Here is a 24499-nt window from a genome sequence, read left to right as displayed (position 1 = left end):
CGGCTTTTGATTGGTGAGGCTGATAATATCAGGCCTCGTTTGCCCAAGGAGAGCGACCACCGCGATCACACCATGTCATTCGCTGCAGGCGCATGAAATGCAAGCCAAAATAGAAAAGCGGTCACTCGAGATGGATGAATGAGGCCTCAGGAGGCGTCCCGTTCGAATATGGAGCATGCTTTCTTCACACCCCACAGAACACTCAGACGTTTTTATGTTTTGCAGGGGCTCTGCCTCGCCTTCACCGTTCGTGAAAAGAAGTTGGAGCAAGTACGCTCCAAGGCGATCGGCTTCAGTTAGCGTTCAGTGATTTGGACGACAACGATGAGTGTCCGCCCGAAACCAATTCATCTATGAACTTCGAAAACAACTCACCTTGAGATCGGATCTGCAGTTTTGAATAAACATTCCTTCGGTGGATACGCACAGTGCCGGGGGAAATTTCGAGGATGCGCCCCACAGCGTCTGCGGAATGACCTTTGAGCGTGTATTCGACGACCTGGCGTTCTCTTGGTGTCAGGGCACCCTGTCCGAAATTGGTAAAAGCAAGGGCCACGCTTTGATAAAGATCATCATCTGCTACCTCGCCTTCAACAGATCCAAACCGGTTGGCAAGATCGTCCCAGTGTCTTTTGCATGTCGCCTGCACAATGGGCCAAAACTCATTGAGTTGTCGGAAATCCTTGGCTGAAAAAGCCTTTTGCTCACGCATCACGGAAACAACCACACTGGCGGATTCAGGAAGCCGGATCACAAAGCCCATTTCTTCCGCAAGCCCGGTTCGGGCATAATAGCTGCGATAGTATTCGCCCTGAAAAAACCTGTCCGGTGCCAGATCGCGAATTCGATGCAGTCCGGGAACGAAATCGGTCTCGCAAACAAGATAAAATGGGTCAAGCAAGTATGGGCCTTCCTGATAGTCCTCAACAAAGACCTTGCGCTTATTTTTTGGGAAATCGTCATACAAATCCAAAGGGCGGGCTTGGCCAAAATATCCAAATACAACAGTGTAATCGAACGGGGTGATCTGCCTCAGCGTATCAGACAAGGTTTGTGCAAAGCTCTCTGAGCCGATAGCGTCAATGAGCGTGCCGGTTGCTTCGTACAAAGCTTTCATGATCCTCCTCCGCGCCCTGCTATTCAGATTGATATACTAAAAACATGGTATATACACTGAAACAAGTTTTTCTTACAGTTTTTCCAATATAGATAGTAGTCAACAAATCGGAAAAAGATAGAAATAAATGGAAAACGGGGGATATGTTGGCGAGGTTGAGCCAGCTGGCAAAAAACCGATCGCAGAACTGCGTGGAGTGACAAAGCGCTTTGGCGAAGTGTTGGCCGCCAGTGATTTGAACCTTTCGATTGCCGAGGGCGAGTTCCTTTCCTTTCTAGGCCCGTCCGGATGCGGCAAGACAACAGCTTTGAGGATGCTGGCAGGTTTCGAAACCCCCACCGAAGGGGATGTGTTGCTGGATGGAAAGGTGGTGAACACGCTCGAAGCGCACCACCGTCCGGTGAACATGGTGTTTCAGCAATATGCATTGTTCCCACATATGACCGTGGCGCAAAATATCGGGTACGGGTTACGCCAGATCCGCCCGCGCATACCAAAGGCAGAGATTTCGGAACGGGTGAGCAAAGCCCTTGATGTGGTGCAACTGGCAGGCTTTGAGGATCGCAAGATCTGGGAGATGTCAGGCGGCCAGCAACAGCGCGTGGCCCTGGCCCGCGCTATCATCAATGAGCCCAAACTCCTGTTGCTGGACGAACCCATGGCCGCGCTTGATCGCAAGTTGCGTAAGGAGATGCAGATCGAACTGCAGGATCTGCAACGCCAGTTGGGTATCACCTTTGTACTGGTGACACACGACCAGGAAGAGGCACTATCGATGAGCGATCGCATTTGCATCATGCGGGACGGCAGAATTGTGCAGATCGGTAGCCCGCAAGAGTTGTATGATCGCCCAAATTCTCGCTATGTCGCTGATTTTGTAGGCACGTCCAACTTCTTTAATGGCAAACTTCAGCGTTCGACGGACGGCTTGTCTGAGGTGCTTCTGGACAATGGAATGCGGATACAGGGCATGCCCGGTGATGGTCTTGTCGACGGGCAGGAGGTGTGCGTTAGCGTGCGCCCTGAACAAATGAAACTGCGCCGTCAGGGCAAAGGTCTTGAGGTCGAAGTCCACAACCGAATTTTTCTTGGCGAACACACTGAATACCTGGTGACGCACGAAACCCTTGGTGACTTCCTCGTACTCGCTCCGCGTCAGGCGGACCTTAGCGAAGGTGCTTTTGCCGTCCGCGACAAAGCCCTGGTCTCGTGGGAGACATCGGCGGCGCTCATTCTCGACCGAAATTAACGACGTCCACAACAACCATGCAAAAGGGAGTAAAGAAAATGACAAAGACCATCGACCATATCTCCAAGAAGGAGTTCATGGAGAAGCTGGAAAGCTACCGGAAAGGCTCAATCACGCGGCGCCATTTCCTGAATGTAACCGGCCTTGGTGCGGCAGCGGCTGTGATGGGGGCCTCGGTGCCCGGTTTGCGCCCACAACCTGCATATGCTGGCGATATTGGTGATCGCGTGGTTCTGGCTACATGGCCGAACTATCATGATCTGGCCAACTTTGACGCCTTTACTGAGGCGACCGGCGCACATGTGCAGGTCAACGTCTTTGGCTCGAACGAAGAAATGCTAGCCAAGTTGCAGGCCGGTGCCACCGGTTGGGATGTCTATGTGCCCACCAACTACACGTTTGAAGATTACGTCAAAGAGGATCTGATCGAACCGTTGGATACGTCGATGTTGCCGAACTATGATGCGTCGGCCTTTGATGCGCGCTACGCCGAGGCAGGTTCAGTCAACGGTAAGCTCTATGGTGTTCCCAAGAACTGGGGATCGACCGGCATGGCCGTCAACACTAAGCACAATGGTGGAAATGCGATTTCATCATGGCGAGAGTTCTTTGATATCACCATGGGCAAGTTCTCGGGTCGTACCATCGTGCACGACTATCAGCTGACCACGATTGGCAGCGCCCTGAACGCCTTTGGCTATTCGTTCAATTCGGTTGACGAGAAAGAGCTGGCCGATGCCGAGAAACTGCTGATTGACGTGAAGCCACATCTGTTTGCCATTACGTCGGACTATCAGCCGGGTATGCGTAATGGGGATGCCTGGTTGACCATCTGCTGGTCCGGCGACGGCAAGCAGCTGAACACCGACATACCCGAGATCGCCTATGTGCTTGGCAAAGAGGGCGGCGAAATCTGGAGCGATTACTGGGCGATCCCCAAAAGCTCCGAGCGCAAGGCAGCGGCCTATGCGTTGATCAACTTCATGCTGGATCCGAATGTTAACGTCAAAGAAGTGCTGGCGCACGGCTATCCGACGGCAGATTCCCGAACATATGATCAACTGCCCGAAGAGTTGAAGAATGATCCGATCATCTTCCCGGCTCAGGAGCTTTTGAGCCCACTGGAATTCGGGGCCGCAGTCACTCTGACCGATCCGAACCGCGCCGAGCTGATGGCTCGGTTCAAGTCGGCCTGATCTGAACTAAGGTGAAGACAACATGACGAATAGAACACGCAACTGGTTGTTGTTGGCACCTGCGGGAACTTGGTTCCTCGTGATGCTGATCATTCCGTTAACAGTTGTCTTCATCTTTAGCTTTGGAGAGCGAGCCTCGTCAGGTGGCGTTGAGCTCGCTCTCACTTTGGAACAATACACCAACCTTCCTGCACGCTGGGCAGCGTTCAAAAATACGATGACGTTGGCGCCGTTAGGAACCATGGCGGCGCTGCTTATCGCCTATCCCCTGGCTTACTTTCTCGCTGTCAAAACGACTCCGAGGTGGAAAACCATCCTGTTGGTTCTGGTGATCGTGCCATTCTGGACGTCGATCCTGATCCGCAGTTACGCTTGGATTTTCCTGCTGGGTGGACGCGGGATACCTGCCTTGTTCGAATGGGTCGGAATTGAGGGACTACGCCTAATCAACACGCCGTTTGCGGTGCTGGTTGGGATTATCTATGGGTATCTACCGCTGATGGTGTTCCCAATCTATGTCAGCCTCGACAAACTCGACAAACGCCTGCTCGAGGCGTCGTCTGATCTGGGCGCAAAGCCGTGGAAGACCTTTCTTCAGATCACGCTCCCGCTTTCGGTGCCCGGCATTGCGACTGGTTGCATGCTCGTCTTTATCCTGTTGATGGGCGAATACCTGATCCCGGCTCTGCTGGGCGGTGGCAAAGTGTTCTTTGTTGGCAATGCACTGGTCGACCTGTTCCTGCAGTCACGCAACTGGGCCTATGGGTCGGCGGTTGCTGTCACCCTTGTGGTCGTCATGCTGATTACCGTCACGATCTACATGCGGCTGATTAGCCGCCTCGGCGCAAGCCGTGAAGACGTATCGATTATGTGAGGCTATGCGATGAGACTGTATGCAATCTGCGTTTACCTTTTTCTCTACATTCCTATCGGTGTCATCGCCCTGTTCAGCTTTAACGCCGGTCGACACGCGAGCCAGCTTCAGGGGTTCTCAACCAAATGGTATGGCAAGGCGCTGTCCAATCCGTTCGTGATGGACGCGCTGGAAACCAGCCTGATCGTGGCATTTTGTTCGGCGCTGTTTGCCAGCGTCTTTGGCACCATGGCCGCCGTCGCCCTGCAGGGCATTCGTGGTCCCGTGCGAGCTACCTTTGATCTGCTGATCTATGTTGCGGTGATGATCCCCGGCATTGTAATTGGGATCGCCACTTTGATCGGGCTGGTCACCGTATTTGACCAACTGAACCCGCTGATTGCGGCGATTTGGCCGGACGGGTTCAAGCCGCCAAAGCTGCGCATGGGCATCGGCTCGCTGATCGCCGCCCACACGATGTTCCTGATGGCGCTTGTGGTAATTATCGTACGGGCACGGCTCGCGGGGATGGATCGCGCGCTGACCGAGGCCTCTTCGGATCTCTACGCCACGCCGATGGGAACGTTCCGACAGGTGACATTGCCGATGATCTTTCCGGCCATCCTGGCGGGTTTTTTGCTGAGCTTCACCTTTAGCTTCGACGACTTCATCATCGCGTTCTTTGTGGCGGGCTCAGAAACGACGCTGCCGATCTATGTGTTCTCATCCATCCGACGCGGTGTGACACCTGAAATCAACGCGATTGGAACGATGGTGATGGGCGTGTCTCTGTTACTGCTGATTACCGCCCAGTTGTTGCTGCAACGCGGAGGTAAAAAGTCCCGATGACCCTTGCAGAAAAATCTCTTAAGGCCCGACCTTTTCCGATACTCGGCGGCAAGGTTGTTCTGGTGACAGGCGCCGGATCAGGAATTGGCCGGGCAGGGGCAATGGCCATGGCCCGTCATGGCGCCAAAGTTATTGTGACAGATCTGGACGCCGACAAGGCTGCGCATGTGGTCGAAGACTTACATGGCGAGGGGCTGGTGGCGGCCTCGAGAGGGCTAGATGTCACCGACGATCAGGCAGTCAAAGCCGAGGTCGACAGAGTCGTCAAAGCTTACGGGCGCCTTGATGTCCTGCACTCTCACGCTGGCTATCAGGTTGAAGGCAACCTTGAGCAGGTGCCCGTTGAAGGTTTGGACATGTCCTGGCGATTGAACGTGCGGTCGCATTTTATCGCGGCTCGCGCTGCGGTGGGTCCCATGCGCGAGCAGGGAGGTGGCAGTGTAATCATCACTTCGTCAAACTCGGGTGTGCAATACGACCGCGAAATGATTGCCTATGCCACTACCAAGCATGCAGTGGTCGCCATGACCCGTCAGATGGCCGCAGATTATGCCAAACACAATGTTCGTTTTAACGCCCTGTGTCCGGGTTTTATCGACACGCCGTTTAACGCCGGTTTCGAAGTGCAAATGGGCGGGCGCGAAAAGCTAGAAAACTACGTGTCTGAAACCATTCCGATGGGACGCTGGGGCACGACCGAAGAAATGGCCGATTCAATCCTGTTTCTGGCCTCCGACATGTCCACCTTTATGACGGGCCATGCGCTGGTCATCGATGGCGGAGAATGCATCTGAACTTCTGTACGGAGCACCAATATGACCAATAGCCTCAAGACACCCAATGGCCGCCTCGCGGGAAAAGTTGCCGTGATTACAGGGGGAGCCACTGGAATGGGGCGGGCCACCGCGCTGATGTTTGCCGAAGAAGGTGCCAAGGTCAGCATCTTTGATATCAAGAATGAAGAGGGTCGGAAAACAGTCGACATGATCCGCGACACAGGTGGTGAGGCGGCATTTTTTCATGCTGATGTCACCAAGGACGCCGAGATCAATGCTGCCTTTGACGCTGCCCTTGAAGCCTTTGGACCCTATAATGTCCTGTTCAATCACGCAGGAACCATCATCGTCAAAGCGATGCATGAAACCAGCGAAGAAGAATATGACTGGTTGATGGATGTAAACGTGAAATCGGCCTTTCTGACCTGCCGTCGTGCGGTTCAGGACATGAGCGCAAATGGCGGCGGCTCAATCGTGATTACTTCGTCTATTGCGGCTGAACTGGGCTATGCGTTGGAGTCAGTCTACTGCATGTCAAAAGGCGCGGTTCTTCAACTGGCGCGCACGATCTCAACCGAATATCGCGATGCGGGCATCCGGTGTAACGCGGTCTGCCCTGGGTTTGTTGAAACGGCGCATGGCCTCAAGGAAATAGCAGAGTTGGACGCCGCCGGACAGGAATGGGAAGACTCTGGGATGGCGGCAACGCAGGGACGCATTTGCTATCCAGAGGAAGTGGCCGCGGCGGTGGTTTTTCTTGCATCTGATGAGGCCAGCTTTGTGAACGGCAATGCAACCTATGTTGACAACGGCTGGTACGCAAAAGGTTAAATGCCAAGCGAATAGGACAATCATGACCATCGGACTTTGAGTTGCACGATCACTTTGGCGGCGCAGCGAATGGCTGGATCGGTGGAGCCGCAATGCGGCGAGAACTTTCACGACGAATGACTGCAATGGGCCGGATGCGGCTTCTGGAGCATTTCAGCCGAAGGTCGGGAAAGTCCGCAACTCAGACATCGACGTACCAAAGTTCGCTGCGCTTTGAATGAATGGCCGCTTTTCTTTCTGCGACGCAGCTGGTGACTTCGGCGAATAGTTTGTTGCGCCTGCTTGGTTCAGAGATGGAGCACTTCCGCTTTGGGCTCGAAGCGGTCGTTCGCTGCACTTGGCATGAGCGGCTGATTTTGAGCGCGAAGCAGGCGTTGTTCTTTTTAAACGACGTAGCCGCTTTTTTGTTTTGTCCGCGCTACGCCGCCCGCTCCTTGAAGCTGACAGACTTAGCGATTACATACCAATCGCGGGCGGACAGCCCGCAATTCCCCCAAACATGATAACGCTCGTCTGCCGAGCCTTGCCCGTAAGTCGCGGAAGACCGCCGGGGTATGGACCGCCCGAGACATGCTTGCGACCGGTGCGAATGGTCTGGGTCTAGCGCCGATCCACTGATGAGCCTAAGGCAGGGCGAAACCAACAGCATCCAGAGCGTCACGAAAATTGTGATCACCAACCCCGCCTTGGGGTGGTCGCCGGTGGCAACAGCCAACGGGATGCGCATCAACATGATGAATAGGAGAAATCACATGGAGCAAGATATCCAACTTGAAGCTGCCGCAGCAAGGCACATCGTCTTGATCGCTATGGCCTACTGTGAAGCCCAAACAGCAACGAGCGGCGAGGAAAGCCCGATTGTGCATGACCGGCAGTGGCAGGCCTGCTGTGGTGTCGCTGCGCGTTTCCTGAGCGATCCTGAAGCTATGACACCGCAACTCTGCCACCATGAATGGCGGCTCAGCCAAATGCGGCACAGTCATCCGCAGTTCTGGCCTGCTGCCGCATCTCGCACTTGGGATGAACTCGACCCGATGGACCAGTATGTCGAACGGGCTGGTTTGGCAGCAATGCGTCAGGCACTGGACGAAACTCGGAGGTTCTCGCGGGGTCGCACCGCGGCGCTGCAATGAACGTCGGACGTTGAAAAGCAGCATTATGCTTGATGTGCGCAACAGAACATATACCGACGGACGAGACATAAAACCTCCCAACCTCCCAACCAAACGCCCGACGGGGAAGTTGGGAGGTTTGATTACTTGTCCGCCCATAAAGAACTGGCCGGCCTAGCTCGTTTGGCCTCTTTACAAGCTGTCCCACTTAAATCAGACCGTCTTGAGGATAGCATTTTCGAACCGAGCGCCTTTGCTATTGGGTCCTGGAACGAGACGGGGCTCTACTTGACGCAAGCGTCGCGCGAAACTGTTACGTGCGGGGATGCGGCCTTCTGGAACACCTTCGGCAGCGCACCATTGGCGAAAATCCAGATATAGGTCTGCAACGGTGACGACCTTGTTTGCCCTGATGGATAGTCTTTCTGCCGCCCACGCACGAACTCGGTCCGCATCCCTCATCCACGCCTCCTTGGCGATGCGTGATGTCATGGGATCCGCCATGCGCCGCGTGGTCAAAAGTTCCGCAGCCGCAACCACGACAAGATGTAGTAGAAGATCCGCCTCGTATTCGATTATGCGATCTGCCAATCCCTCGTCGGCCTGCTCTTCAGAATACGCTTTGTCGAAGACCAGAACCTTGAAGCGGCGCTCAACGCCGCTGTCGATCCCCCCGCTAAATGCGGGCAGCTCATTGCAGATGAACACATGCTGCGCCTTGGGACTGAAATAGAACGGTATGCCGTATGGCAGCCGGGCATGACAGATGTCCCCGGTGATGACCTTTTTTAGCGCGTCGCCTGAAAGATCACGATCCGACGTCTCCTCCGCAACGTTCAGCGCGTAGTTCGGGTTCGGTGGGCAACGGGTGTTCAGGTGGCTCGACGTTGTGCTTATTGAGCCATTCAAAGATGGCGGCCCAATCGTCTTGTAACGAAGGTTTGCTGCGATACTCGCGCAGACTTTCCAACTTACATTTCAGGTCGTACGGGATTGTTCGTGGCCACTTGCGCATGTTGAATGTTCTTACTTTGTTTCGGCGCAAGTCAACTGGTTGTCGCGCTTTAAACTTGATGCGTCGGCAAAATTAGTGACTACTGTGAATCATGACGGACACTGTTTCCAGTGTCAGTCTGCTAGACTAGTTTCTACGCTTGGGTCGTTGCACTGTTACTTGTGGCCAAACTTTCTCAGTGCGACGACCAGACCTGCCACCGATGCTACCGTTCCAATTACGGTTATGACATCGATCAGGTTTAGAGCGGTACTGCTCATACCCATTAGCTTGAACTGTCCGACGCTTGGTTAAAACAGAAAAGATACAGTATTATTGACATCTTTTTTGTTGACAGTGGGTGAGCGAGTCGCCGGTCAAACTAGCCCATACTGCCCATATTGCGGACGATACTGCACCCCGAACGCACCCCCGAGGGGCGCACCCCCGACATTAACGGCCCGCAGTGGTCCGTAAACGTATGATTTGTATGGGAGATTTGGTGGAGCCTAGGGGAGTCGAACCCCTGACCTCTTGCATGCCATGCAAGCGCTCTCCCAACTGAGCTAAGGCCCCATCATGGTACCGCGGCTGCGGTGGGCGGACATTTATGAGACAGTGACATTGAGTGCAAGTCCAAAAATGGAGTTTGCGGAAAAGTTTCTGTCTTGCATCCGAGGATCGTCTGAGGCGGCGCAGGGGCCGCCCCGGACAGGTTTTAGCTGTCGTCTTCCGACGGCATGTCGGTAATCTCTTCCAGCGAAACGTCATCGTTGCTGTCGTCATCATCGTCCAACAGATCATCGTCCAGTTCGACGTCGACATTTTCGTCATCGTCCAGAACCAGATCTTCTTCTGAAGCATTTTCGCGTGCTTTTGCCGATGCGGCATCTTCCGCATCTGCGGCGATCATCCGGCTCTTGCCGGTTTCAAGCTCCACGATCTCGCCGGTGTAGGGGCTGACGATCGGGTTCTTATTCAGGTCGTAAAACCGCTTACCGGTCGTCGGGCAAACGCGCTTTACACCCCATTCTTCCTTGGGCATTTCAGATCCCCTTGATATCAGGTGAGTCGTAGTAATGATTCAGGTCACGTGCCACATGCAGCGGGCACTGTCAAAGCCTTTGAGCAGGAGAAACAGGCACATGGGGGATCACGCATTGCCCGGAAAACCGCCGGTGCCGCTAACGCTGCGCAAATCAGCCAGGGCGCGGCGTATCAGCCTGCGGATTTCTCAATTGGATGGGCGGGTTACACTAACCTACCCTAAAGGTGTGGCTGAAGCCGAGGCGCTGAATTTCGCCAAGGTCAAGGAAGACTGGATCCGTCAGCATCTTGAGGACCGACCCAACCCATCAGCCGTAGGATTCGGACAATCAATCCCTATAGAAGGCAAAGATAGGCGAATCGTACTGGCAGAGGGCCGACGCGTTCTGCTGCGGGACGCAGAGGTTGCAGTCCCCAAAGGGGCCGAAGCCCGGCGATTGGCACGGTTCCTAAAGGAACTGGCGCGGGATCGCCTGACCGAGGCTTGCGACGATTATGCGGCTATGCTGGGCCGTCCTTATTCCAGCCTGACCTTGCGCGATACGCGGTCTCGTTGGGGATCGTGCAGTTCCGCTGGTGGTCTGATGTTTTCGTGGCGCCTGATCCTCGCGCCATCGGACATCCTTCATTATGTCGCCGCACATGAGGTTGCGCATCTGGACGAAATGAACCATTCCCCCGCGTTCTGGGCGCAGGTCGAGCGTCTGTTTGGTGACTGCAAAGCCCAAAGGCGCTGGCTGCGCGACAACGGGGCGCAGCTTCATCAGTACAGATTTGATGGCGCGACGAGTTGACCGCGCGGCAATTTGTGATCACATGGGGTTATGTTAAGCGCTCGCCAAACCGAAACCCAACCTGCAGCTCATGATCTGGTCTATCGAGCCCTGCGCTCGCGTATCATGCACGGCGACATAGCGCCCGGGCAGGCGTTGACCCTGCGCGGCATCGGCAAGGAATTTGATGTCTCAATGACGCCTGCGCGTGAAGCGGTGCGGCGGCTGGTGGCCGAAGGGGCGTTGTTTCTGTCTTCTTCGGGTCGGGTGTCCACGCCCGAGCTGACCAATGACCGTATCGAAGAGCTGGCAGCCCTGCGTGCACTGCTAGAAGTCGAGCTGGCCAGCCGTGCATTGCCCCGTGCGCACATGGCGCTGATAGACCGGTTGCAGAGCATCAACATGACCGTCGCGGAAATGGTCACGAAACGGGATGCCGTCGGTTACATCCGATCAAACCTGGAATTCCATCGCACGCTGTATCTGCGCGCTCAGGCTCCGGCGATGCTGGCCATTGTGGAAACCGTGTGGCTTCAGTTGGGGCCGACGATGCGCGCGCTTTACGGGCGGTTGCGGCGGACAGAGCCGCCGCATTATCACAAGCTGATCATCGCCGCGTTGAAGGCGGGGGATGAGCCCGGATTGCGGCTGGCCGTACGTTCAGATGTGACGCAGGGGCTGCGCATGCTGGTCAGTTGAGCGGCTTGTCGCCGAAGTGATCGGGTTGCCTTTTCCAGGCACCGCAGAACTAGCTTGCGCACTTGGTCTGCGATACTCTGACCCAAATCACAACAAGAGCAGATTTCAGACATGATCAATCGACGCCTATTTTCAGTTGGACTTGGGTCAACCTTTCTGGCCGCCTGTTCGGGTGGCGCGCCAACCAGCGCCCCGGCAACGCGGATGCGGGCCGTCCCCAACGCAGGGTGGGACGCCTGGGTTGCCGGGTTCAAGTCGCGCGCGGCCTCGCAAGGCATTTCTCAGACCACCATCAACCGGGCCTTTCAGGGGGCAGGGTATCTGCCGGATGTGATCGAACGGGACCGCAATCAGGTCGAATTCAAGCGCTCACTCGAAGACTACCTGGCGATTGCTGCGTTGGATGAACGGATCGCAACCGGCAAACAGATGCTGGTACGCCATGCCGGAACCCTGTCAGCGATCGAGGCAAAATACGGCGTCGACAAAGAGGTTGTCGTGGCCGTATGGGGCTTGGAAAGCCGGTATGGAGCCCGCCGCGGGGATGTGCCGGTGGTATCAGCGGTTTCAACCTTGGCCTATGACGGGCGTCGCGGTGCGTTTTTTGAAAAGCAATTGATAGCCGCCCTGAAGATCATTCAAGAGGGCGATACATCGCCCGCGAACATGACCGGCAGTTGGGCCGGGGCGATGGGGCACACGCAGTTCATCCCGACCTCTTATTTGGCCTACGCGGTGGATTTTACCGGTGATGGTCGTCGGGATATCTGGTCTGAGGATCCCACGGACTCTTTGGCCTCGACCGCCGCATATCTGGCGCGCGCTGGCTGGGTACGCGGACAGCCTTGGGGGGGCGAAGCAGGTACTGTTTCGGGAACGCCTGTGGCGGTGTTGCAGCCGCAAACGCCGGGGCCGCGGATTGCGGTGTTCCGCAACTTCCAGGTGATCAAGCGCTATAACAACTCGGACAGCTACGCGATCGGCGTTGGGCATCTGTCGGACCGGATCGCCGGTGGCGCGCCGTTTCAGGCCTCGTTCGGGCCCGATGCGACCGGGTTGACGCTTGAGGATCGCAAAGAGCTGCAGCGCCGACTGACATCCGCAGGGTACGACACCCAGGGCGCGGATGGGGTTATCGGCAACAATACGAAATCCGCCATCAGCGCGTATCAACGCGCCAGTGGTTTGGCCGTAACCGGTGAACCTTCAGCGGCTTTGTTGCGTCAGCTCGGCGGCTGACGGATTACGCCGCCAGCCCTTTCGAGCCGATATCCAGGAATTTTTGGCGGCGGTCCTTGATCAGGGCTGCCGCATCCTTGCCATCCAGTTCTTTCAGCATAGCAGCAATGGCACCTCGTACAGAGTCGACCGTTGCGGCGCGGTCGCGATGCGCGCCGCCCTTGGGTTCGGTGATGATGTGATCACAGACGCCCAGCTTTTGCAGGTCTTGAGCAGTCAGCCGTAGCGCTTCGGCGGCCTCACGCATCTTTTCCGAATCCTTCCACAGGATCGACGCACAGCCTTCAGGTGAGATTACCGAATAGACCGAATGTTCCAGCATCGCGACCCGGTTTGCCGTGGCAAACGCTACTGCGCCGCCTGAACCACCTTCGCCGATGATCACAGACACCAAAGGCACGCCGATCTTCAAGCACATTTCGGTCGACCGCGCGATGGCCTCGGACTGGCCGCGTTCCTCGGCACCTTTGCCCGGATATGCACCGGCCGTGTCGATCAGAGTGATGACGGGCAGACCGAAACGTCCAGCCATTTCCATCAGGCGTACGGCCTTGCGATAACCTTCAGGGCGGGCCATGCCGAAATTCCGTTCGATCCGAGATTTGGTGTCCGAGCCTTTTTCGTGCCCGATCACCATGACGGGCTGGTCGTCGAAACGGGCCAGGCCACCGATCACAGCCAGATCGTCAGCAAAGTTGCGATCACCCGCTAGCGGTGTGAATTCGGTAAACAGTTCTGCCACGTAATCCTGGCAATGGGGGCGTTCAGGGTGACGCGCGACCTGACATTTTCGCCACGGAGTGAGGTCACCGTAAAGCTCGTCCAGCAGCTTGGCAGCCTTGGCGTCCAGCGCAGCGGCTTCTTCGGCCACGTCCATCTCTTCGTTGGCACGGGCCAGCGCGCGCAGTTCCTCGGCCTTGCCTTCGATCTCGGCCAGGGGTTTTTCGAAATCCAGATACTGGGTCATGACGCCTCTCAACGCGGAAGTTCATTGCTATATGAACTTGCTGTCAGAGGAATGCAACACAAGGTAAAGCGCGCCCCGATCAAGGGCCGCGCCGGTATGGGTCACTTCACAGGTACGTAGCTGGTCGGAAGGCCGTCGTCGTCAGCGTTCACCATGTAGTACTGGTTCTCGCCGCTGTCCCAGACCAGAAATGCGTCTGCGCCTTCGGGTTTGGTCTGTTCGCCCCATGGGGCCTGAATGGTCAGAGCATCGCTTTTTGCATATCCCAGATCAGACAGGCGCAGCATATCAACCGGTGTTGTCTTGAGCGCGCCAACAATGCCGGGCGCCTGATCTTCGAACATCGCCTTGACCTCAGGGGCCATGTCCAGCCGTTCGATCAGGCGCGTATTCTTGGCGGCAACACTGTCCAGCGAAACCAGCTCGTAGGCCTCGTCAAACGTGCTTTTGCCGATGATGTAGAAGTCTGGGCCATCCTTGCGGAACTGCAGCGCAATGATCGAGCCGGTGTTCTCGGTCAGGTAAGCCTGATCGTAACTGGTGCCATCAACCGAACCGAGGTTTTCGCGTATCGCGTCGGGGATGGCGTCGAAGTCATCGCTGGTCAGCTGCCAACCCAGGATTGGGCGATCCTTGATATAGGCTTCGGGCGCCGGGTTATGCTGGCTGACACGTTCAGAAATCATGGTTTGTGTCTGGACGTCATCGGCCTGCGCAATAGCCGGTATTGCGGCAAGGATGGCGGCAAACAGAATTTGGCGGAGCGGGCGAGATGGATTGTTCATATTGGTCCTCATTTACCATGTTGAAAAATCTATTGGTCTCGTGAGTTATACGCCCAGTATAACATTCTTACCTGTGTATTCCGATTTGAATTCAGCAAGATATGTGGCCGCAGAATATGCATCCCTAGGCGGGCAAATAGAAAGGATGCTGATGACGACCCGTTATGAAGGCCGCGTTCTGCGTGTTTTGGCCCACGTTCATGATAATCTGACTGAAAACCTGCCGCTTAAATTGCTCAGTTCGGGTATAGAACCGGGTAGAGCGAGCCGACGAGCAAAGCCGCCATTGTCCAGTTGAACACCATCAACCCGCGTGGGTTCGTCAGGATGCGCGCCATTTGCTGGCCCAGAATGGTCCATGTGCTGACCGAGGGCAGGTTGACTGCTCCGAAAACAAGGGCCACCACAATGATCGCCTGAAGGGTCTGATCAGGTGTGTAGGCGGTTGTGGCTGTCAGGGCCATGGCCCAGGCCTTGGGGTTGACCCACTGAAAGGCTGCTGCCTGCAGGAACGTCATCGGCGTGCCTGTCGTGTTTTGCCCCTTCGCCGGGGCGGTATGCGCGATTTTCCAAGCAAGGAACAGAAGATACGCAACAGAGGCGAATTTCAGCACCGTATAGCTGATCGGATATCTGTCGAACAGCTGCACGAGGCCGGTGCCGACCAATAGCACCATGAAGGTAAACCCAAGCCCGATCCCCAGCATGTGCGGGATGCTTTTGCGAAATCCGAAATTAGCCCCTGACGCCATCAGCATCAGGTTGTTGGGTCCAGGCGTAATGGACGAGACAAAAGCAAAGGCGATCAAGGCCAGAAGGATATCGTAGGTCATGAGTTGGATAATTGCTGCAAACTGAACAAATGAAATTGCGTTTTAATGCGTGATCTCACTAATATCGCAATCAATGGCGAAAATTGACCACATAAATCAGCAAATATTGCGAGAGCTATCACAAGACGGCCGCATCAGTAATCTGGATCTGGCCGACCGGGTGGGGCTGTCTCCTTCTGCCTGCCTGCGCCGCGTGCAGGAGCTGGAGCGTTCGGGTGTAATCTCGGGTTACCGCGCAGTCCTGAACCCATCCGAGATTGGCGTCGGATTTGTCGCCTATATCGGCGTTGGGCTGGGAGAACATACCAAAGCTGCACAGGAAGGGTTCGAACGCGCCCTACAACGTGTGCCGGAAGTGGTCGAATGCCACAATATCACGGGGACCATCGAATACCTGTTGCGCGTGGAATGCGCGGACTTGCCTTCCTACAAGACATTCCACACCGAAGTTCTGGGAACACTGCCGCATGTGACGTCGATCACGTCTTATGTGGTGATGGATTCACCCAAGGATATGCGCGCCTGACGTTGGAATTGTGATCTTCAACCGGCTTGCCGGGTGAATTTTCACAGCCTAGTGTCTTCTCAAGGACCTGATCGAAGGGGAACAACCCCAACAGGCCACACACAGGGAGAAGATAATGAAATTTGTTCGCATTGGAGCGCTGATAGCAGCTGCGGCGTTTATCGCCAGTTCAGCAGTGGCCGCGCCGCTCAAATTGCAGCCCGCCAGTCCGCAACCCAGTCCAAAAGCGGGATTGAATGTAAAATATGTGGGAACTGGTACTCAGCGCAAAATCCGCAACCTCACTCATGCCAAGCAGTTGCTGCCTAAGGCTCAGCCGGGGCAGCCGCTGATCGGTTTGGATTATAGGGATACAAACGAAGGCGAGGATGTTTTGACATTCGACCACCACTATAATGTCGCCGCAGAAATCACCGGTTACATGCGCTTTGACTCACCGGGGGTATACGAGTTGGAGACATGGTCAAACGATGGGATCGATGCCTGGGTCGGCGGGCAGCAGATCGGCAAAGTCAATAGTATTCAGGGGTGTGAGGCCAATCAACGAACCGAAGTAGAGGTGCCGAAGGCGGGTTGGTATCCGCTGAAGATAATCTATTTTCAGAAGCTCGGTACATCTTGCCTGATGATGAAGTCAGGAAAAAAGGGTGAGCGTTTTACATGGACGCCTAACGACGTCTTTGGCCGGTAGGCCCCAATAAGGCGCCCCTAAGGGCGCCTTATTCAATTAGATCAGCTCGCGGCGATCAATTCGGCCTGCGCCACGATCACCTCGGCCTGTTTGATCGAGGCGATGTCGACCAGACGGCCTTTGTAAACAGTTGCGCCTTCGCCATTGGCTTTGGCCTGCTCCATCGCAGCCAGGATTTCGCGTGCCTCGGACACGGCTTCGTCCGACGGGGTGAAGACCAGGTTGGCCAACGCGATCTGCTTGGGGTGGATCGCCCATTTACCAACCATGCCCAAGGTAGCCGAACGTTTCGCTTGCGCGATGTAACCTTCGTCGTCTGAGAAGTCGCCAAAGGGTCCGTCCACGGGCAGAACGCCATGTGTCCGGCATGCCGCAACAATGGCAGCCTGCGCCCAATGCCACGGATCGGACCAATGCTTTTCGCCTTCGCGCAGCATGTAATAGTTTTCTTGCGTGCCGCCGATACCGGTGGTCTGCATCCCCATCGAGGCTGCAAAATCTGCTGCACCCAGGCTCATCGCTTGCATGCGTGGAGACGAGGCCGCGATCTCTTCGACATGCGCAACGCCAGCCGCAGATTCGATGATGACCTCAAAGCTGACGGGCTTTGTACGGCCCTTGGCGCGCTCGATGGCGGTGACCAGCGCGTCTACGGCGTAGACATCTGCCGCGCAGCCGACCTTGGGGATCATGATCTGATCCAGCCGGTCGCCGGCCTGTTCCAGCAGGTCCACCACATCGCGGTACCAATAGGGCGTGTCCAGCCCGTTGATGCGCACGGACATGTATTTGTTGCCCCAATCGACGGTGTTCAGCGCTTCGATCACATTTGCGCGCGCGGCGTCCTTGTCCGACGGCGCGACCGAGTCCTCAAGGTCGAGGTTGATTACGTCAGCGGCCGACGCGGCCATTTTCGGGAACAGCTTGGTGTTTGATCCCGGTCCGAACAACTGGCAACGGTTGGGGCGCGCGGGGGCGGCGGGTTGGATGCGAAAGCTCATCTGGACCTCGTGCGAGAAAGGAAATTACGATTTTCTTGCCTCATGAGGTATTAAATTGCGCAAGCCATAGCAAGCATCTTTGTGCAGGTGCGGCAATGCAATCGCAGCAATTGCCGCAATGCTGGGTCAAAACAGCGATTAAAGTTTAATCGCTTTAAAAACTTGAAAAATTAGTGCGCTACTTAAAGGAATGGCGCAAAAATTTCCCACGTGACGGGGCGTTGTCAGGCGAAAACGCGAAACACTCGTGGAAATCGTCCCCTAGATTGCGCCAGAATCAAAGGAGTGAACCGCAATGATCGAGACACCGTACCTGCTGTTTTTGGGCGATGCGCCCGACCAATTGGCGGCCAAAGTGGCAGTTGGCATTAAGGACTGGCGTCCTGAAAATGCCGTCGGCCAGTACCGTATGGAAGGTTGTAAGGCTGATTTGGGCCTGACCGACATGTCCCTGACCGAAGCGAAAGAAGCCGGCGCCAAGACGCTGGTCATCGGCGTGGCCAACCGTGGCGGCGTGATCAGCCAGGAATGGAAGAAAGTTCTGGTGATGGCGCTCGAGGAAGGATTTGACCTCGCCTCGGGCCTGCACAACCTGTTGTGTGACGAACCCGATCTGGTTGCCGTTGCCGAGGCCACTGGCCGCAAGCTGCACGATGTTCGTGTGCCATCGGTCGAGTATCCGATTGCAAATGGTATCAAGCGCAAAGGTAAGCGCTGCCTGGCCGTTGGCACCGATTGCTCGGTCGGTAAGATGTATACTGCGATGGCAATGGATGCCGAAATGCGCGAGCGCGGCATGAAGTCGACCTTCCGCGCAACCGGTCAGACCGGCATCCTGATCACCGGGGACGGCGTGCCATTGGACGCGGTCATCGCGGATTTCATGGCGGGTTCGGTCGAATGGCTGACACCTGACAATGATGATGACCACTGGGATCTGATCGAAGGGCAGGGGTCGCTGTTCCACGTGTCTTATTCCGGTGTGACCATGGCGCTGATCCACGGCGGCCAGCCCGATGCGCTGATCCTGAGCCACGAACCGACCCGAGAGCATATGCGCGGGCTGCCGACCTATCAGTTGCCGACACTGGAAGCGCTGCGCGACACGGCGCTGGCACTGGCAAAGGTCGCGAATCCGGCATGTGAGGTCGTTGGGGTTTCGGTTAACACCCAGCATATGTCCGAAGAGGACGCCACCGCATACCTGGCCAAGGTTGAGGCGGAAATGGGCCTGCCTGCGACTGACCCGTTCCGCTTTGGTTCGGGTAAGCTGGTGGATGCGCTGGCCGCACTGTGATCTAAGCGGCGCGTCGGAGGCGGGCTTGTCCGCCTTCGGCGAGAGTATTTTGAAAAAGATGAAGGAGCTGGCGCGTGCAGGTAGAAGTTTCTCGTGACATGTTTCGGCTGGCGCAGGTTTTTACGATCTCGCGTGGGTCTCGGACCGAGGCCAGGGTGCTGACGGTTCGGATTTCTGACGGTACCCATCAGGGGTGGGGCGAATGCGTGCCCTATGCCAGGTATGATGAAACGCTGGATTCGGTCGAGGCCGAGATCGCAGCTTTGCCTGCTGAATTTACCCGCGACAGCCTGATGGACCTTTTGCCTGCAGGCGCGGCGCGGAATGCGGTGGACTGCGCCCTTTGGGATCTGGAGGCAAAACGCGCCGGAAAGCGCGCCTGGGATCTGGCCGGGCTGCCAGTTCCGGGACCAGAGATCACTGCGTATACACTGTCGCTCGATACGCCGGAAAAGATGCAGGCACAGGCTGCCGTCAACGCGCATCGGCCCTTGTTGAAGATCAAGCTGGGAACGCCGGATGACATGCCCCGGCTGGAGGCCGTGCGCGCAGGTGCACCAGATGCCACGATCATCGTCGATGCAAACGAAGGCTGGTCCGCTGGTGTTTACGCGGACCTTGCCCCGCATCTGGTGCGATTGGGTGTGGCCCTGGTCGAGCAGCCTTTGCCCGCCGGTGAAGATGACGCGCTGATCGGGATGGAGCGCCCCGTGCCGGTGTGTGCCGATGAGTCCTGTCATGATCGCACAAGCCTGCCTGCACTCAAGGGCAAGTACGATGTGGTCAACATCAAGCTCGACAAAACGGGCGGCCTGACAGAGGCGCTGGCCCTGCGGGAACAGGCGCTTGCTGAAGGCTATCGCGTGATGGTCGGATGCATGGTCGGAAGCTCTTTGGCTATGGCACCTGCGACACTGTTGGCACAGGGCGCAATGGTAACAGACCTTGACGGCCCGCTTCTGCTGGCCGAAGACCGCGACAACCCGCTGATTTTTGATGATGCCGGAGTGCACCCGCCCAAAGCGGACCTCTGGGGCTGAGGAGACAAGACATGACCCGCACCGTTTATGTAAATGGCGAATATCTGCCTGAGACCGAGGCCAAAGTATCCATCTTTGACCGTGGTTTTCTGTTTGCAGATGCCGTCTATGAGGTCACCAGTGTTCTGGATGGAAAGCTGATCGATTTCGAAGGTCACGCAGTACGCCTCAAACGGTCTCTGGATGAGCTGGAGATGGCTGAGCCCTGCACAAAGGATGAGTTGCTGGAAATTCATCGCAAGCTGGTAGAGCTGAACGGCATCGAAGAAGGGCTGGTCTATCTGCAGGTCAGCCGCGGTTCGGATGGCGACCGCGATTTTGTATTCCCGCCCGCAGATACCAAGCCCAGCCTTGTGCTGTTCACTCAAAACAAGCCCGGCTTGGCCGATAGCCCAGCCGCCAAGAAGGGCGCCAAGATCATCTCGATCGAAGACATCCGCTGGGGCCGCCGCGACATCAAGACCGTTCAGCTGCTGTACCCGTCGATGGGCAAGATGCTGGCCAAGAAGGCAGGCTGTGACGATGCGTGGTTGATTGAGGACGGTTATGTGACCGAAGGCACCAGCAACAACGCCTACTACGTAAAGGACGGCAAGATCGTCACCCGCCCGCTTTCGAACGACATTCTGCACGGCATCACCCGCAAGGCCGTCCTGCGTATGGCCGCCGAGGCGCAGATGGAAGTGGAAGAACGCCTGTTCACCATTGATGAGGCGAAGGAAGCGGATGAGGCTTTTACAACTTCGGCCAGTGCGTTTGTCATGCCCGTGGTTGAGATTGACGGGGTTACGCTGGGCGACGGTACGCCGGGGCCAATCGCCAAGCGTTTGCGAGAGATTTATCTGGACGAAAGCCGCAAGGTCGCAATCTAAACAAAAGGCCCGCCAGGTTGGCGGGCCTCTTTCGTTTTGGGCGTCAGCCCTTATTCGTCACATTCTCTTCGAACGCGACCTTGAAGGCGGCCTGCTTCTCCGGGCTGGCGTCGGTCTGGTAGTTGGCTTTCCATTCATCCATGGTCATGCCATAGAAAATTTGACGGGCTTCATCCTTGCCCATCTCGATGCCTTTTTCATTGGCGGCTTCCTGATACCATCGCGACAGGCAGTTGCGGCAGAACCCGGCCAGATTCATCATGTCGATGTTCTGCACATCGGTGCGGTCCTCCATCAGATGCTGTTGCAAGCGACGGAATGCGGCTGCCTGAAGTTCTATTTCGGTTTGCTTGTGCATGGTCTGGCTCCGGATGACAGAAATACGTGCTGTAAATGACCTAGCGGCCAAAGGGCGATGTTTCAACGATCAGCGTATCAGGCCAGTTTCAATGCCAGCCAAGGAGTGATGCAGAAGATCAGTGTCAAAATCTTGTAGTTGGCCAGATACCGGAAATATGCCCGTTTCACTGCGGGGCGCTCCATCTGGAACATCTTGCCGTGGATGCCTGCGATCCAATCCTGCAACAGCAAGATCATCACTGTGGTGAACAGCAGAACCGCGATGTTAAGCACAGCCATCCAGCCAAAGACGGACGTCAGAAACTCCTGAGTCATTGTGGCCTCCTTTCCCAATAATATGGGGTCTGGGGCGGGTTCTCACAATGACGTGAGGGCATTTGTCACAACCCGCTTTCGCCCAGTGCGTCCTGCAGGATAGGGGCTAGCCGCTCGGCCCATTCTCGCTGTCCCGCGTGTTCGGCAATCAGGTCATTGCGCAGCTCGATCAGTGCGTTGGGGCGACCAAAACTGGTACAGTGTTTGTCAATGGCATCACCGGGCAGCACGCCGGTATAGGGTTCATTAACGCCGACGCAAAGGTCACCCTCGGCCTCTAGACGGTTGATCAACGGGCCCGAGAACCGTTCGTCCGGAGTATGCAAAACCCCAATATGCCACGGGCGGGGATCACGACCCCTTAATTGCCGCGTGAACGAGTGCATCGACACGATCACCGCATGCGGCAACGCGGCCATCTGCGCCAGCGCGTCATGATACGGGCGATAGCACATGTTCAACCGCCGCTCTCGTTCTGCCGCATCGGCGTGCCGGTTGCCGGGAATGATCGACCCGTCATAGAGCTTCATCAACAGGGTCGGATCATCTTCGCCGCGGTTCGGATCAATCACGAGGCGGGAAAAATTGGCCGCGATCACGGGTGCATTCAAAAGCTCACCCAGATGTTTTGACACCTCGTAGGCACCTACATCATAAGCGATGTGGCGTTCCATATCTTCACGAGGTAGGCCAAGATCGCCACCGTGGATTTCGGGCGGAACCAAGTTGGATGCGTGGTCGCATGTGATCAGCCAGCGCGAGGGCCGATCCGCGCCGTGGATAAAAAACGGGGAATACGTCATAAGCCTGTCATCTAGTTTGTCGCAGGTTTAGGGCAGTTGCTTTGAAAAGGGAATTGCGCAATAAGCAGGCGGAGCAATGTTTGCGGTAACATTTGCGCAGAATCAAGAGAAGACGTTAGGAGAGCCAGACCAATGCGACGCCTGAGAAATGTGAAAATCGTGGCGACGCTGGGACCGGCGTCAAATGACTATGACATGATCCGCGCGCTGTACGAGGCAGGCGCAGACGTCTTCCGCCTGAATATGAGTCACGGCAGCCATGATGAGATCCGCGAACGCCACCGGATCATCCGACAGATTGAAAAAGATCTGGACAGGCCAATCGCAATTCTGGCTGACCTTCAAGGACCCAAGTTGCGTGTCGGGGTGTTCGCCAACGACGCAGAAGAACTTGAAGAAGGCGCGGCCTTCCGTCTGGACTTGGACCCTGCGCCCGGAGATATCAACCGCGTTTGCCTGCCGCATCCCGAGATTTTTGCCGCGTTGGAGCCGGGTGCGCGCCTTCTGGTCAACGACGGCAAAATCCGCCTGACCGTGCAGGACTGTGGCCAGGATTTCGCTAATTGCACCGTTGAGGTCGGCGGTTCGATCTCGAACCGCAAAGGTGTGAACGTTCCTGATGTGGTGCTGCCCCTGGCCGCCTTGTCGGCCAAGGACCGTGATGATCTGGAGTTTGTCTGCCAACTGGGCGTGGATTGGCTGGCGCTCAGCTTTGTGCAGCGCGCCAAGGACGTGTTTGAGGCTCGCGCGCTGGCAGATGGGCGTGCATCCATCCTGTCGAAGATCGAAAAGCCTGCAGCGGTCGAGGCATTCGACGATATTCTGGATGCCTCTGATGGGATCATGGTCGCGCGCGGCGATCTGGGTGTCGAGCTTCCGGTGTCGGCGGTGCCCCCGATCCAGAAACGACTGGTCCGCAAATGCCGTGGGGCGGCTAAGCCTGTGATCGTGGCCACTCAGATGTTGGAAAGCATGATTGAAAGCCCGATGCCAACCCGGGCCGAGGTCTCGGATGTGGCGACAGCAATCTACGAAGGCACGGATGCGATCATGCTCAGCGCGGAATCCGCTGCGGGTACGTACCCAATCGAGGCCGTGCAAACCATGAACAAGGTTGCAATCGAGGTCGAAGCCGACCCGACCTACACGCAGATTATCGCAGCGTCCCGGACGGCAAAGGGGACTACTATTGCCGATGGTATCGTTGCTGCCGCGCGCGAGATTGCAGAAAAAACAGATATCAAGGCGATTTGCTGTTTTACCCAAAGCGGCACCACCGCGCTGCTGACCGCCCGCGAACGTCCAGGCGTTCCGATCATCGCGATGACGCCTGCCACGGGAACCGCGCGGCGTCTGTGTCTGAGCTGGGGCTGTCATTGCGTGATGACGCCCGAGCTTGAGCGGTTCAAAGGCGCTGTCGTCAACGCGGCCCGTGCGGCCCGTGCCGGTGGGTTCGCATCCGAAGCCGATCAGATCGTGGTGACTGCTGGCGTGCCTTTCAACGTACCGGGAACGACCAATATTTTGCGCATCGCACCCTGTGATGAACGGCTGATCTATAACACCGATCCCGGCTGATGACAGCAATGCCGGGCTCGGCGAAACATAGTATCAAACCGATACGCCTAAATTTTAGGCGGAAAAGTAACAACAATTTCAACAATATAGCGAATTATTGCTTGCGCCCATAAGATAACTCTCTGTTTTTTGGGGTTTTTCCGGGATACTCGGGCGCATGGGCGGTCCACTTAATAAGTTCCAGGTTCCGGCTGCCCTGCCGGGGGCACGGGTCCCGGCATAACCAAAATTATTGGAGGAACGTCATGACAACGAAAATTGTCATTGGACTGGACGGGACAGAAACCGGAGAACGCGCCATCGCCTTTGCCAAGGATCTGGCTGGCCGAATTGGCACGTGTGAATTGCTGGTTGTTTATGTCATCGAATGGTCCCCATTTACTTTTCAAACCCCAGAAGAGAACGCATTGCGGCACAAGCGGCGTGAAGAAGAAATCGAACTTGCGACGAACCGGATTGTTACCCCGGCTGTCGAGGCTCTGACCGCAGATGGTTACACAGTGCAGGGCATCGTGCGTCATGGCGACGTGGCCGAAACTCTGAACGCAATCACCGTTGAGAATGGCGGCTCGCAGATCATCGTCGGGCGCGCCTCGGCCGATGGATTCAAGAAACGCTTGTTTGGCAGCTCGACCCAAAATCTGGTTATGCACGCCGATGTGCCAGTCACTGTTGTGAACTGACGGGAGGGATGAG

28 protein-coding genes and 1 tRNA gene are annotated in these 24499 nt (G+C 56.3%); 18 read left to right on the top strand and 11 right to left on the bottom strand.

What is annotated here, in order from left to right; all coding sequences use genetic code 11:
• Window positions 1-292: 292 nt before the first annotated feature.
• Window positions 293-1117, bottom strand: coding sequence for a helix-turn-helix transcriptional regulator (locus AC2FI8_RS16670; RefSeq protein ID WP_282169971.1), 825 nt, complete (start codon window positions 1115-1117; stop codon window positions 293-295).
• A 127-nt stretch (window positions 1118-1244) separates the two neighbouring features.
• Here AC2FI8_RS16670 and AC2FI8_RS16665 point away from each other — a divergent pair, with 127 nt between their 5' ends.
• The 8 genes from AC2FI8_RS16665 to AC2FI8_RS16630 all read left to right on the top strand — a co-directional run bounded on the left by AC2FI8_RS16665 (window position 1245) and on the right by AC2FI8_RS16630 (window position 8004).
• Window positions 1245-2366, top strand: coding sequence for an ABC transporter ATP-binding protein (locus tag AC2FI8_RS16665; RefSeq protein WP_058277029.1), 1122 nt, complete (start codon window positions 1245-1247; stop codon window positions 2364-2366).
• Between the two features lie 38 nt (window positions 2367-2404).
• Entirely contained in the window at window positions 2405-3562 is a 1158-nt protein-coding gene (locus AC2FI8_RS16660) for an ABC transporter substrate-binding protein (RefSeq protein WP_058277121.1), read from the top strand.
• A 22-nt stretch (window positions 3563-3584) separates the two neighbouring features.
• Complete coding sequence (locus tag AC2FI8_RS16655) at window positions 3585-4436, top strand: ABC transporter permease (protein WP_282169970.1); 852 nt, start codon at window positions 3585-3587, stop codon at window positions 4434-4436.
• Between the two features lie 9 nt (window positions 4437-4445).
• A complete protein-coding gene (locus AC2FI8_RS16650) occupies window positions 4446-5264 on the top strand; it encodes an ABC transporter permease (RefSeq protein ID WP_282169969.1) in 819 nt (272 codons plus the stop codon).
• On the top strand, window positions 5261-6058 hold the full coding sequence (locus AC2FI8_RS16645; protein ID WP_058277032.1) for an SDR family NAD(P)-dependent oxidoreductase: 798 nt from the start codon (window positions 5261-5263) through the stop codon (window positions 6056-6058). Before AC2FI8_RS16650 ends, AC2FI8_RS16645 begins: the two co-directional genes overlap by 4 nt.
• A 21-nt stretch (window positions 6059-6079) precedes the next feature.
• On the top strand, window positions 6080-6871 hold the full coding sequence (locus AC2FI8_RS16640; protein WP_058277033.1) for an SDR family NAD(P)-dependent oxidoreductase: 792 nt from the start codon (window positions 6080-6082) through the stop codon (window positions 6869-6871).
• Between the two features lie 221 nt (window positions 6872-7092).
• Complete coding sequence (locus tag AC2FI8_RS16635) at window positions 7093-7374, top strand: hypothetical protein (protein WP_282169968.1); 282 nt, start codon at window positions 7093-7095, stop codon at window positions 7372-7374.
• A 249-nt stretch (window positions 7375-7623) separates the two neighbouring features.
• Window positions 7624-8004 carry a hypothetical protein gene (locus AC2FI8_RS16630; protein WP_282169967.1) on the top strand — a complete coding sequence of 127 codons (381 nt, stop codon included), beginning with the start codon at window positions 7624-7626 and terminating at the stop codon, window positions 8002-8004.
• Between the two features lie 192 nt (window positions 8005-8196).
• Here the strand turns inward: AC2FI8_RS16630 and AC2FI8_RS16625 are convergent, their stop codons facing one another.
• The 3 genes from AC2FI8_RS16625 to AC2FI8_RS16615 form a co-directional block, all read right to left on the bottom strand.
• Window positions 8197-8892 (bottom strand): hypothetical protein, encoded by a 696-nt coding sequence (locus AC2FI8_RS16625; RefSeq protein ID WP_496780218.1) that lies wholly within the window; start codon window positions 8890-8892, stop codon window positions 8197-8199.
• A 585-nt stretch (window positions 8893-9477) separates the two neighbouring features.
• Window positions 9478-9553: transfer RNA gene (locus AC2FI8_RS16620), tRNA-Ala, on the bottom strand.
• Window positions 9554-9695: 142 nt separating this feature from the next.
• Window positions 9696-10022, bottom strand: coding sequence for a TIGR02300 family protein (locus AC2FI8_RS16615; protein ID WP_496726988.1), 327 nt, complete (start codon window positions 10020-10022; stop codon window positions 9696-9698).
• 100 nt (window positions 10023-10122) lie between these two features.
• Between AC2FI8_RS16615 and AC2FI8_RS16610 the strand changes: the two genes are divergently transcribed.
• The 3 genes from AC2FI8_RS16610 (at window position 10123) to AC2FI8_RS16600 (ending at window position 12735) form a co-directional block, all read left to right on the top strand.
• Window positions 10123-10818: a M48 family metallopeptidase gene (locus tag AC2FI8_RS16610; protein ID WP_496767298.1), complete on the top strand. Its 696-nt coding sequence runs from the start codon at window positions 10123-10125 to the stop codon at window positions 10816-10818.
• Between the two features lie 30 nt (window positions 10819-10848).
• The gene (locus AC2FI8_RS16605; RefSeq protein WP_496767296.1) at window positions 10849-11496 is read left to right on the top strand and encodes a GntR family transcriptional regulator; all 648 of its coding nucleotides are present in this window, start codon (window positions 10849-10851) and stop codon (window positions 11494-11496) included.
• 111 nt (window positions 11497-11607) lie between these two features.
• Window positions 11608-12735, top strand: a complete 1128-nt coding sequence (locus AC2FI8_RS16600; protein ID WP_496780216.1) for a lytic murein transglycosylase — start codon at window positions 11608-11610, stop codon at window positions 12733-12735.
• 4 nt (window positions 12736-12739) lie between these two features.
• On the opposite strand, the gene AC2FI8_RS16595 is transcribed toward AC2FI8_RS16600, so the two are convergent.
• From AC2FI8_RS16595 to AC2FI8_RS16585, 3 genes are all read right to left on the bottom strand, one after another.
• Window positions 12740-13702, bottom strand: a complete 963-nt coding sequence (locus AC2FI8_RS16595; protein WP_108861352.1) for an acetyl-CoA carboxylase carboxyltransferase subunit alpha — start codon at window positions 13700-13702, stop codon at window positions 12740-12742.
• 101 nt (window positions 13703-13803) lie between these two features.
• Window positions 13804-14487: a hypothetical protein gene (locus AC2FI8_RS16590; RefSeq protein ID WP_496726992.1), complete on the bottom strand. Its 684-nt coding sequence runs from the start codon at window positions 14485-14487 to the stop codon at window positions 13804-13806.
• A 236-nt stretch (window positions 14488-14723) separates the two neighbouring features.
• Window positions 14724-15320 (bottom strand): LysE family translocator, encoded by a 597-nt coding sequence (locus AC2FI8_RS16585; protein WP_496780214.1) that lies wholly within the window; start codon window positions 15318-15320, stop codon window positions 14724-14726.
• 73 nt (window positions 15321-15393) lie between these two features.
• Here AC2FI8_RS16585 and AC2FI8_RS16580 point away from each other — a divergent pair, with 73 nt between their 5' ends.
• Window positions 15394-15846: an Lrp/AsnC family transcriptional regulator gene (locus AC2FI8_RS16580; RefSeq protein WP_058273360.1), complete on the top strand. Its 453-nt coding sequence runs from the start codon at window positions 15394-15396 to the stop codon at window positions 15844-15846.
• A gap of 115 nt (window positions 15847-15961) precedes the next feature.
• Window positions 15962-16537 (top strand): PA14 domain-containing protein, encoded by a 576-nt coding sequence (locus AC2FI8_RS16575; RefSeq protein ID WP_109312215.1) that lies wholly within the window; start codon window positions 15962-15964, stop codon window positions 16535-16537.
• A gap of 41 nt (window positions 16538-16578) precedes the next feature.
• On the opposite strand, the gene AC2FI8_RS16570 is transcribed toward AC2FI8_RS16575, so the two are convergent.
• Complete coding sequence (locus AC2FI8_RS16570) at window positions 16579-17538, bottom strand: L-malyl-CoA/beta-methylmalyl-CoA lyase (RefSeq protein WP_496726994.1); 960 nt, start codon at window positions 17536-17538, stop codon at window positions 16579-16581.
• A 295-nt stretch (window positions 17539-17833) separates the two neighbouring features.
• On the opposite strand from AC2FI8_RS16570, the gene dgcN reads away from it, so the two are divergent.
• The 3 genes from dgcN (at window position 17834) to AC2FI8_RS16555 (ending at window position 20747) form a co-directional block, all read left to right on the top strand.
• A complete protein-coding gene (gene dgcN / locus AC2FI8_RS16565; RefSeq protein ID WP_108861347.1) occupies window positions 17834-18835 on the top strand; it encodes an N-acetyltransferase DgcN in 1002 nt (333 codons plus the stop codon).
• A gap of 74 nt (window positions 18836-18909) precedes the next feature.
• On the top strand, window positions 18910-19875 hold the full coding sequence (gene dgcA / locus AC2FI8_RS16560) for an N-acetyl-D-Glu racemase DgcA (RefSeq protein ID WP_496726995.1): 966 nt from the start codon (window positions 18910-18912) through the stop codon (window positions 19873-19875).
• 11 nt (window positions 19876-19886) lie between these two features.
• Window positions 19887-20747: a D-amino-acid transaminase gene (locus AC2FI8_RS16555; protein WP_496780212.1), complete on the top strand. Its 861-nt coding sequence runs from the start codon at window positions 19887-19889 to the stop codon at window positions 20745-20747.
• 43 nt (window positions 20748-20790) lie between these two features.
• Here AC2FI8_RS16555 and AC2FI8_RS16550 read toward each other — a convergent pair whose 3' ends face one another.
• The 3 genes from AC2FI8_RS16550 to AC2FI8_RS16540 form a co-directional block, all read right to left on the bottom strand.
• Window positions 20791-21105: a DUF1244 domain-containing protein gene (locus AC2FI8_RS16550; protein ID WP_496767290.1), complete on the bottom strand. Its 315-nt coding sequence runs from the start codon at window positions 21103-21105 to the stop codon at window positions 20791-20793.
• Window positions 21106-21182: 77 nt separating this feature from the next.
• Window positions 21183-21422 (bottom strand): DUF6868 family protein, encoded by a 240-nt coding sequence (locus AC2FI8_RS16545; RefSeq protein WP_108861343.1) that lies wholly within the window; start codon window positions 21420-21422, stop codon window positions 21183-21185.
• A 65-nt stretch (window positions 21423-21487) separates the two neighbouring features.
• The gene (locus AC2FI8_RS16540; protein ID WP_496780210.1) at window positions 21488-22225 is read right to left on the bottom strand and encodes an N-formylglutamate amidohydrolase; all 738 of its coding nucleotides are present in this window, start codon (window positions 22223-22225) and stop codon (window positions 21488-21490) included.
• 132 nt (window positions 22226-22357) lie between these two features.
• On the opposite strand from AC2FI8_RS16540, the gene pyk reads away from it, so the two are divergent.
• Window positions 22358-23803 carry a pyruvate kinase gene (gene pyk, locus AC2FI8_RS16535; protein ID WP_496726999.1) on the top strand — a complete coding sequence of 482 codons (1446 nt, stop codon included), beginning with the start codon at window positions 22358-22360 and terminating at the stop codon, window positions 23801-23803.
• 245 nt (window positions 23804-24048) lie between these two features.
• Complete coding sequence (locus AC2FI8_RS16530; RefSeq protein ID WP_058273350.1) at window positions 24049-24486, top strand: universal stress protein; 438 nt, start codon at window positions 24049-24051, stop codon at window positions 24484-24486.
• Window positions 24487-24499: the final 13 nt, after the last annotated feature.

This window comes from Ruegeria sp. CDSB029 (assembly GCF_059611125.1).
Note: the sequence above shows the minus strand (reverse complement) of the source record. Positions and strands in the feature narration are given on the sequence as shown.

What these genes read in the sequence shown, in the direction of transcription:
- AC2FI8_RS16670 (WP_282169971.1), bottom strand. Translation starts at nt 1,117, where the DNA reads ATGAAAGCTTTGTACGAAGCAACCGGCACGCTCATTGACGCTATCGGC.
- AC2FI8_RS16665 (WP_058277029.1), top strand. Translation starts at nt 1,245, where the DNA reads ATGGAAAACGGGGGATATGTTGGCGAGGTTGAGCCAGCTGGCAAAAAA.
- AC2FI8_RS16660 (WP_058277121.1), top strand. Translation starts at nt 2,405, where the DNA reads ATGACAAAGACCATCGACCATATCTCCAAGAAGGAGTTCATGGAGAAG.
- AC2FI8_RS16655 (WP_282169970.1), top strand. Translation starts at nt 3,585, where the DNA reads ATGACGAATAGAACACGCAACTGGTTGTTGTTGGCACCTGCGGGAACT.
- AC2FI8_RS16650 (WP_282169969.1), top strand. Translation starts at nt 4,446, where the DNA reads ATGAGACTGTATGCAATCTGCGTTTACCTTTTTCTCTACATTCCTATC.
- AC2FI8_RS16645 (WP_058277032.1), top strand. Translation starts at nt 5,261, where the DNA reads ATGACCCTTGCAGAAAAATCTCTTAAGGCCCGACCTTTTCCGATACTC.
- AC2FI8_RS16640 (WP_058277033.1), top strand. Translation starts at nt 6,080, where the DNA reads ATGACCAATAGCCTCAAGACACCCAATGGCCGCCTCGCGGGAAAAGTT.
- AC2FI8_RS16635 (WP_282169968.1), top strand. Translation starts at nt 7,093, where the DNA reads ATGGCCGCTTTTCTTTCTGCGACGCAGCTGGTGACTTCGGCGAATAGT.
- AC2FI8_RS16630 (WP_282169967.1), top strand. Translation starts at nt 7,624, where the DNA reads ATGGAGCAAGATATCCAACTTGAAGCTGCCGCAGCAAGGCACATCGTC.
- AC2FI8_RS16615 (WP_496726988.1), bottom strand. Translation starts at nt 10,022, where the DNA reads ATGCCCAAGGAAGAATGGGGTGTAAAGCGCGTTTGCCCGACGACCGGT.
- AC2FI8_RS16610 (WP_496767298.1), top strand. Translation starts at nt 10,123, where the DNA reads ATGGGGGATCACGCATTGCCCGGAAAACCGCCGGTGCCGCTAACGCTG.
- AC2FI8_RS16605 (WP_496767296.1), top strand. Translation starts at nt 10,849, where the DNA reads ATGTTAAGCGCTCGCCAAACCGAAACCCAACCTGCAGCTCATGATCTG.
- AC2FI8_RS16600 (WP_496780216.1), top strand. Translation starts at nt 11,608, where the DNA reads ATGATCAATCGACGCCTATTTTCAGTTGGACTTGGGTCAACCTTTCTG.
- AC2FI8_RS16595 (WP_108861352.1), bottom strand. Translation starts at nt 13,702, where the DNA reads ATGACCCAGTATCTGGATTTCGAAAAACCCCTGGCCGAGATCGAAGGC.
- AC2FI8_RS16590 (WP_496726992.1), bottom strand. Translation starts at nt 14,487, where the DNA reads ATGAACAATCCATCTCGCCCGCTCCGCCAAATTCTGTTTGCCGCCATC.
- AC2FI8_RS16585 (WP_496780214.1), bottom strand. Translation starts at nt 15,320, where the DNA reads ATGACCTACGATATCCTTCTGGCCTTGATCGCCTTTGCTTTTGTCTCG.
- AC2FI8_RS16580 (WP_058273360.1), top strand. Translation starts at nt 15,394, where the DNA reads ATGGCGAAAATTGACCACATAAATCAGCAAATATTGCGAGAGCTATCA.
- AC2FI8_RS16575 (WP_109312215.1), top strand. Translation starts at nt 15,962, where the DNA reads ATGAAATTTGTTCGCATTGGAGCGCTGATAGCAGCTGCGGCGTTTATC.
- AC2FI8_RS16570 (WP_496726994.1), bottom strand. Translation starts at nt 17,538, where the DNA reads ATGAGCTTTCGCATCCAACCCGCCGCCCCCGCGCGCCCCAACCGTTGC.
- dgcN (WP_108861347.1), top strand. Translation starts at nt 17,834, where the DNA reads ATGATCGAGACACCGTACCTGCTGTTTTTGGGCGATGCGCCCGACCAA.
- AC2FI8_RS16555 (WP_496780212.1), top strand. Translation starts at nt 19,887, where the DNA reads ATGACCCGCACCGTTTATGTAAATGGCGAATATCTGCCTGAGACCGAG.
- AC2FI8_RS16550 (WP_496767290.1), bottom strand. Translation starts at nt 21,105, where the DNA reads ATGCACAAGCAAACCGAAATAGAACTTCAGGCAGCCGCATTCCGTCGC.
- AC2FI8_RS16545 (WP_108861343.1), bottom strand. Translation starts at nt 21,422, where the DNA reads ATGACTCAGGAGTTTCTGACGTCCGTCTTTGGCTGGATGGCTGTGCTT.
- AC2FI8_RS16540 (WP_496780210.1), bottom strand. Translation starts at nt 22,225, where the DNA reads ATGACGTATTCCCCGTTTTTTATCCACGGCGCGGATCGGCCCTCGCGC.
- pyk (WP_496726999.1), top strand. Translation starts at nt 22,358, where the DNA reads ATGCGACGCCTGAGAAATGTGAAAATCGTGGCGACGCTGGGACCGGCG.
- AC2FI8_RS16530 (WP_058273350.1), top strand. Translation starts at nt 24,049, where the DNA reads ATGACAACGAAAATTGTCATTGGACTGGACGGGACAGAAACCGGAGAA.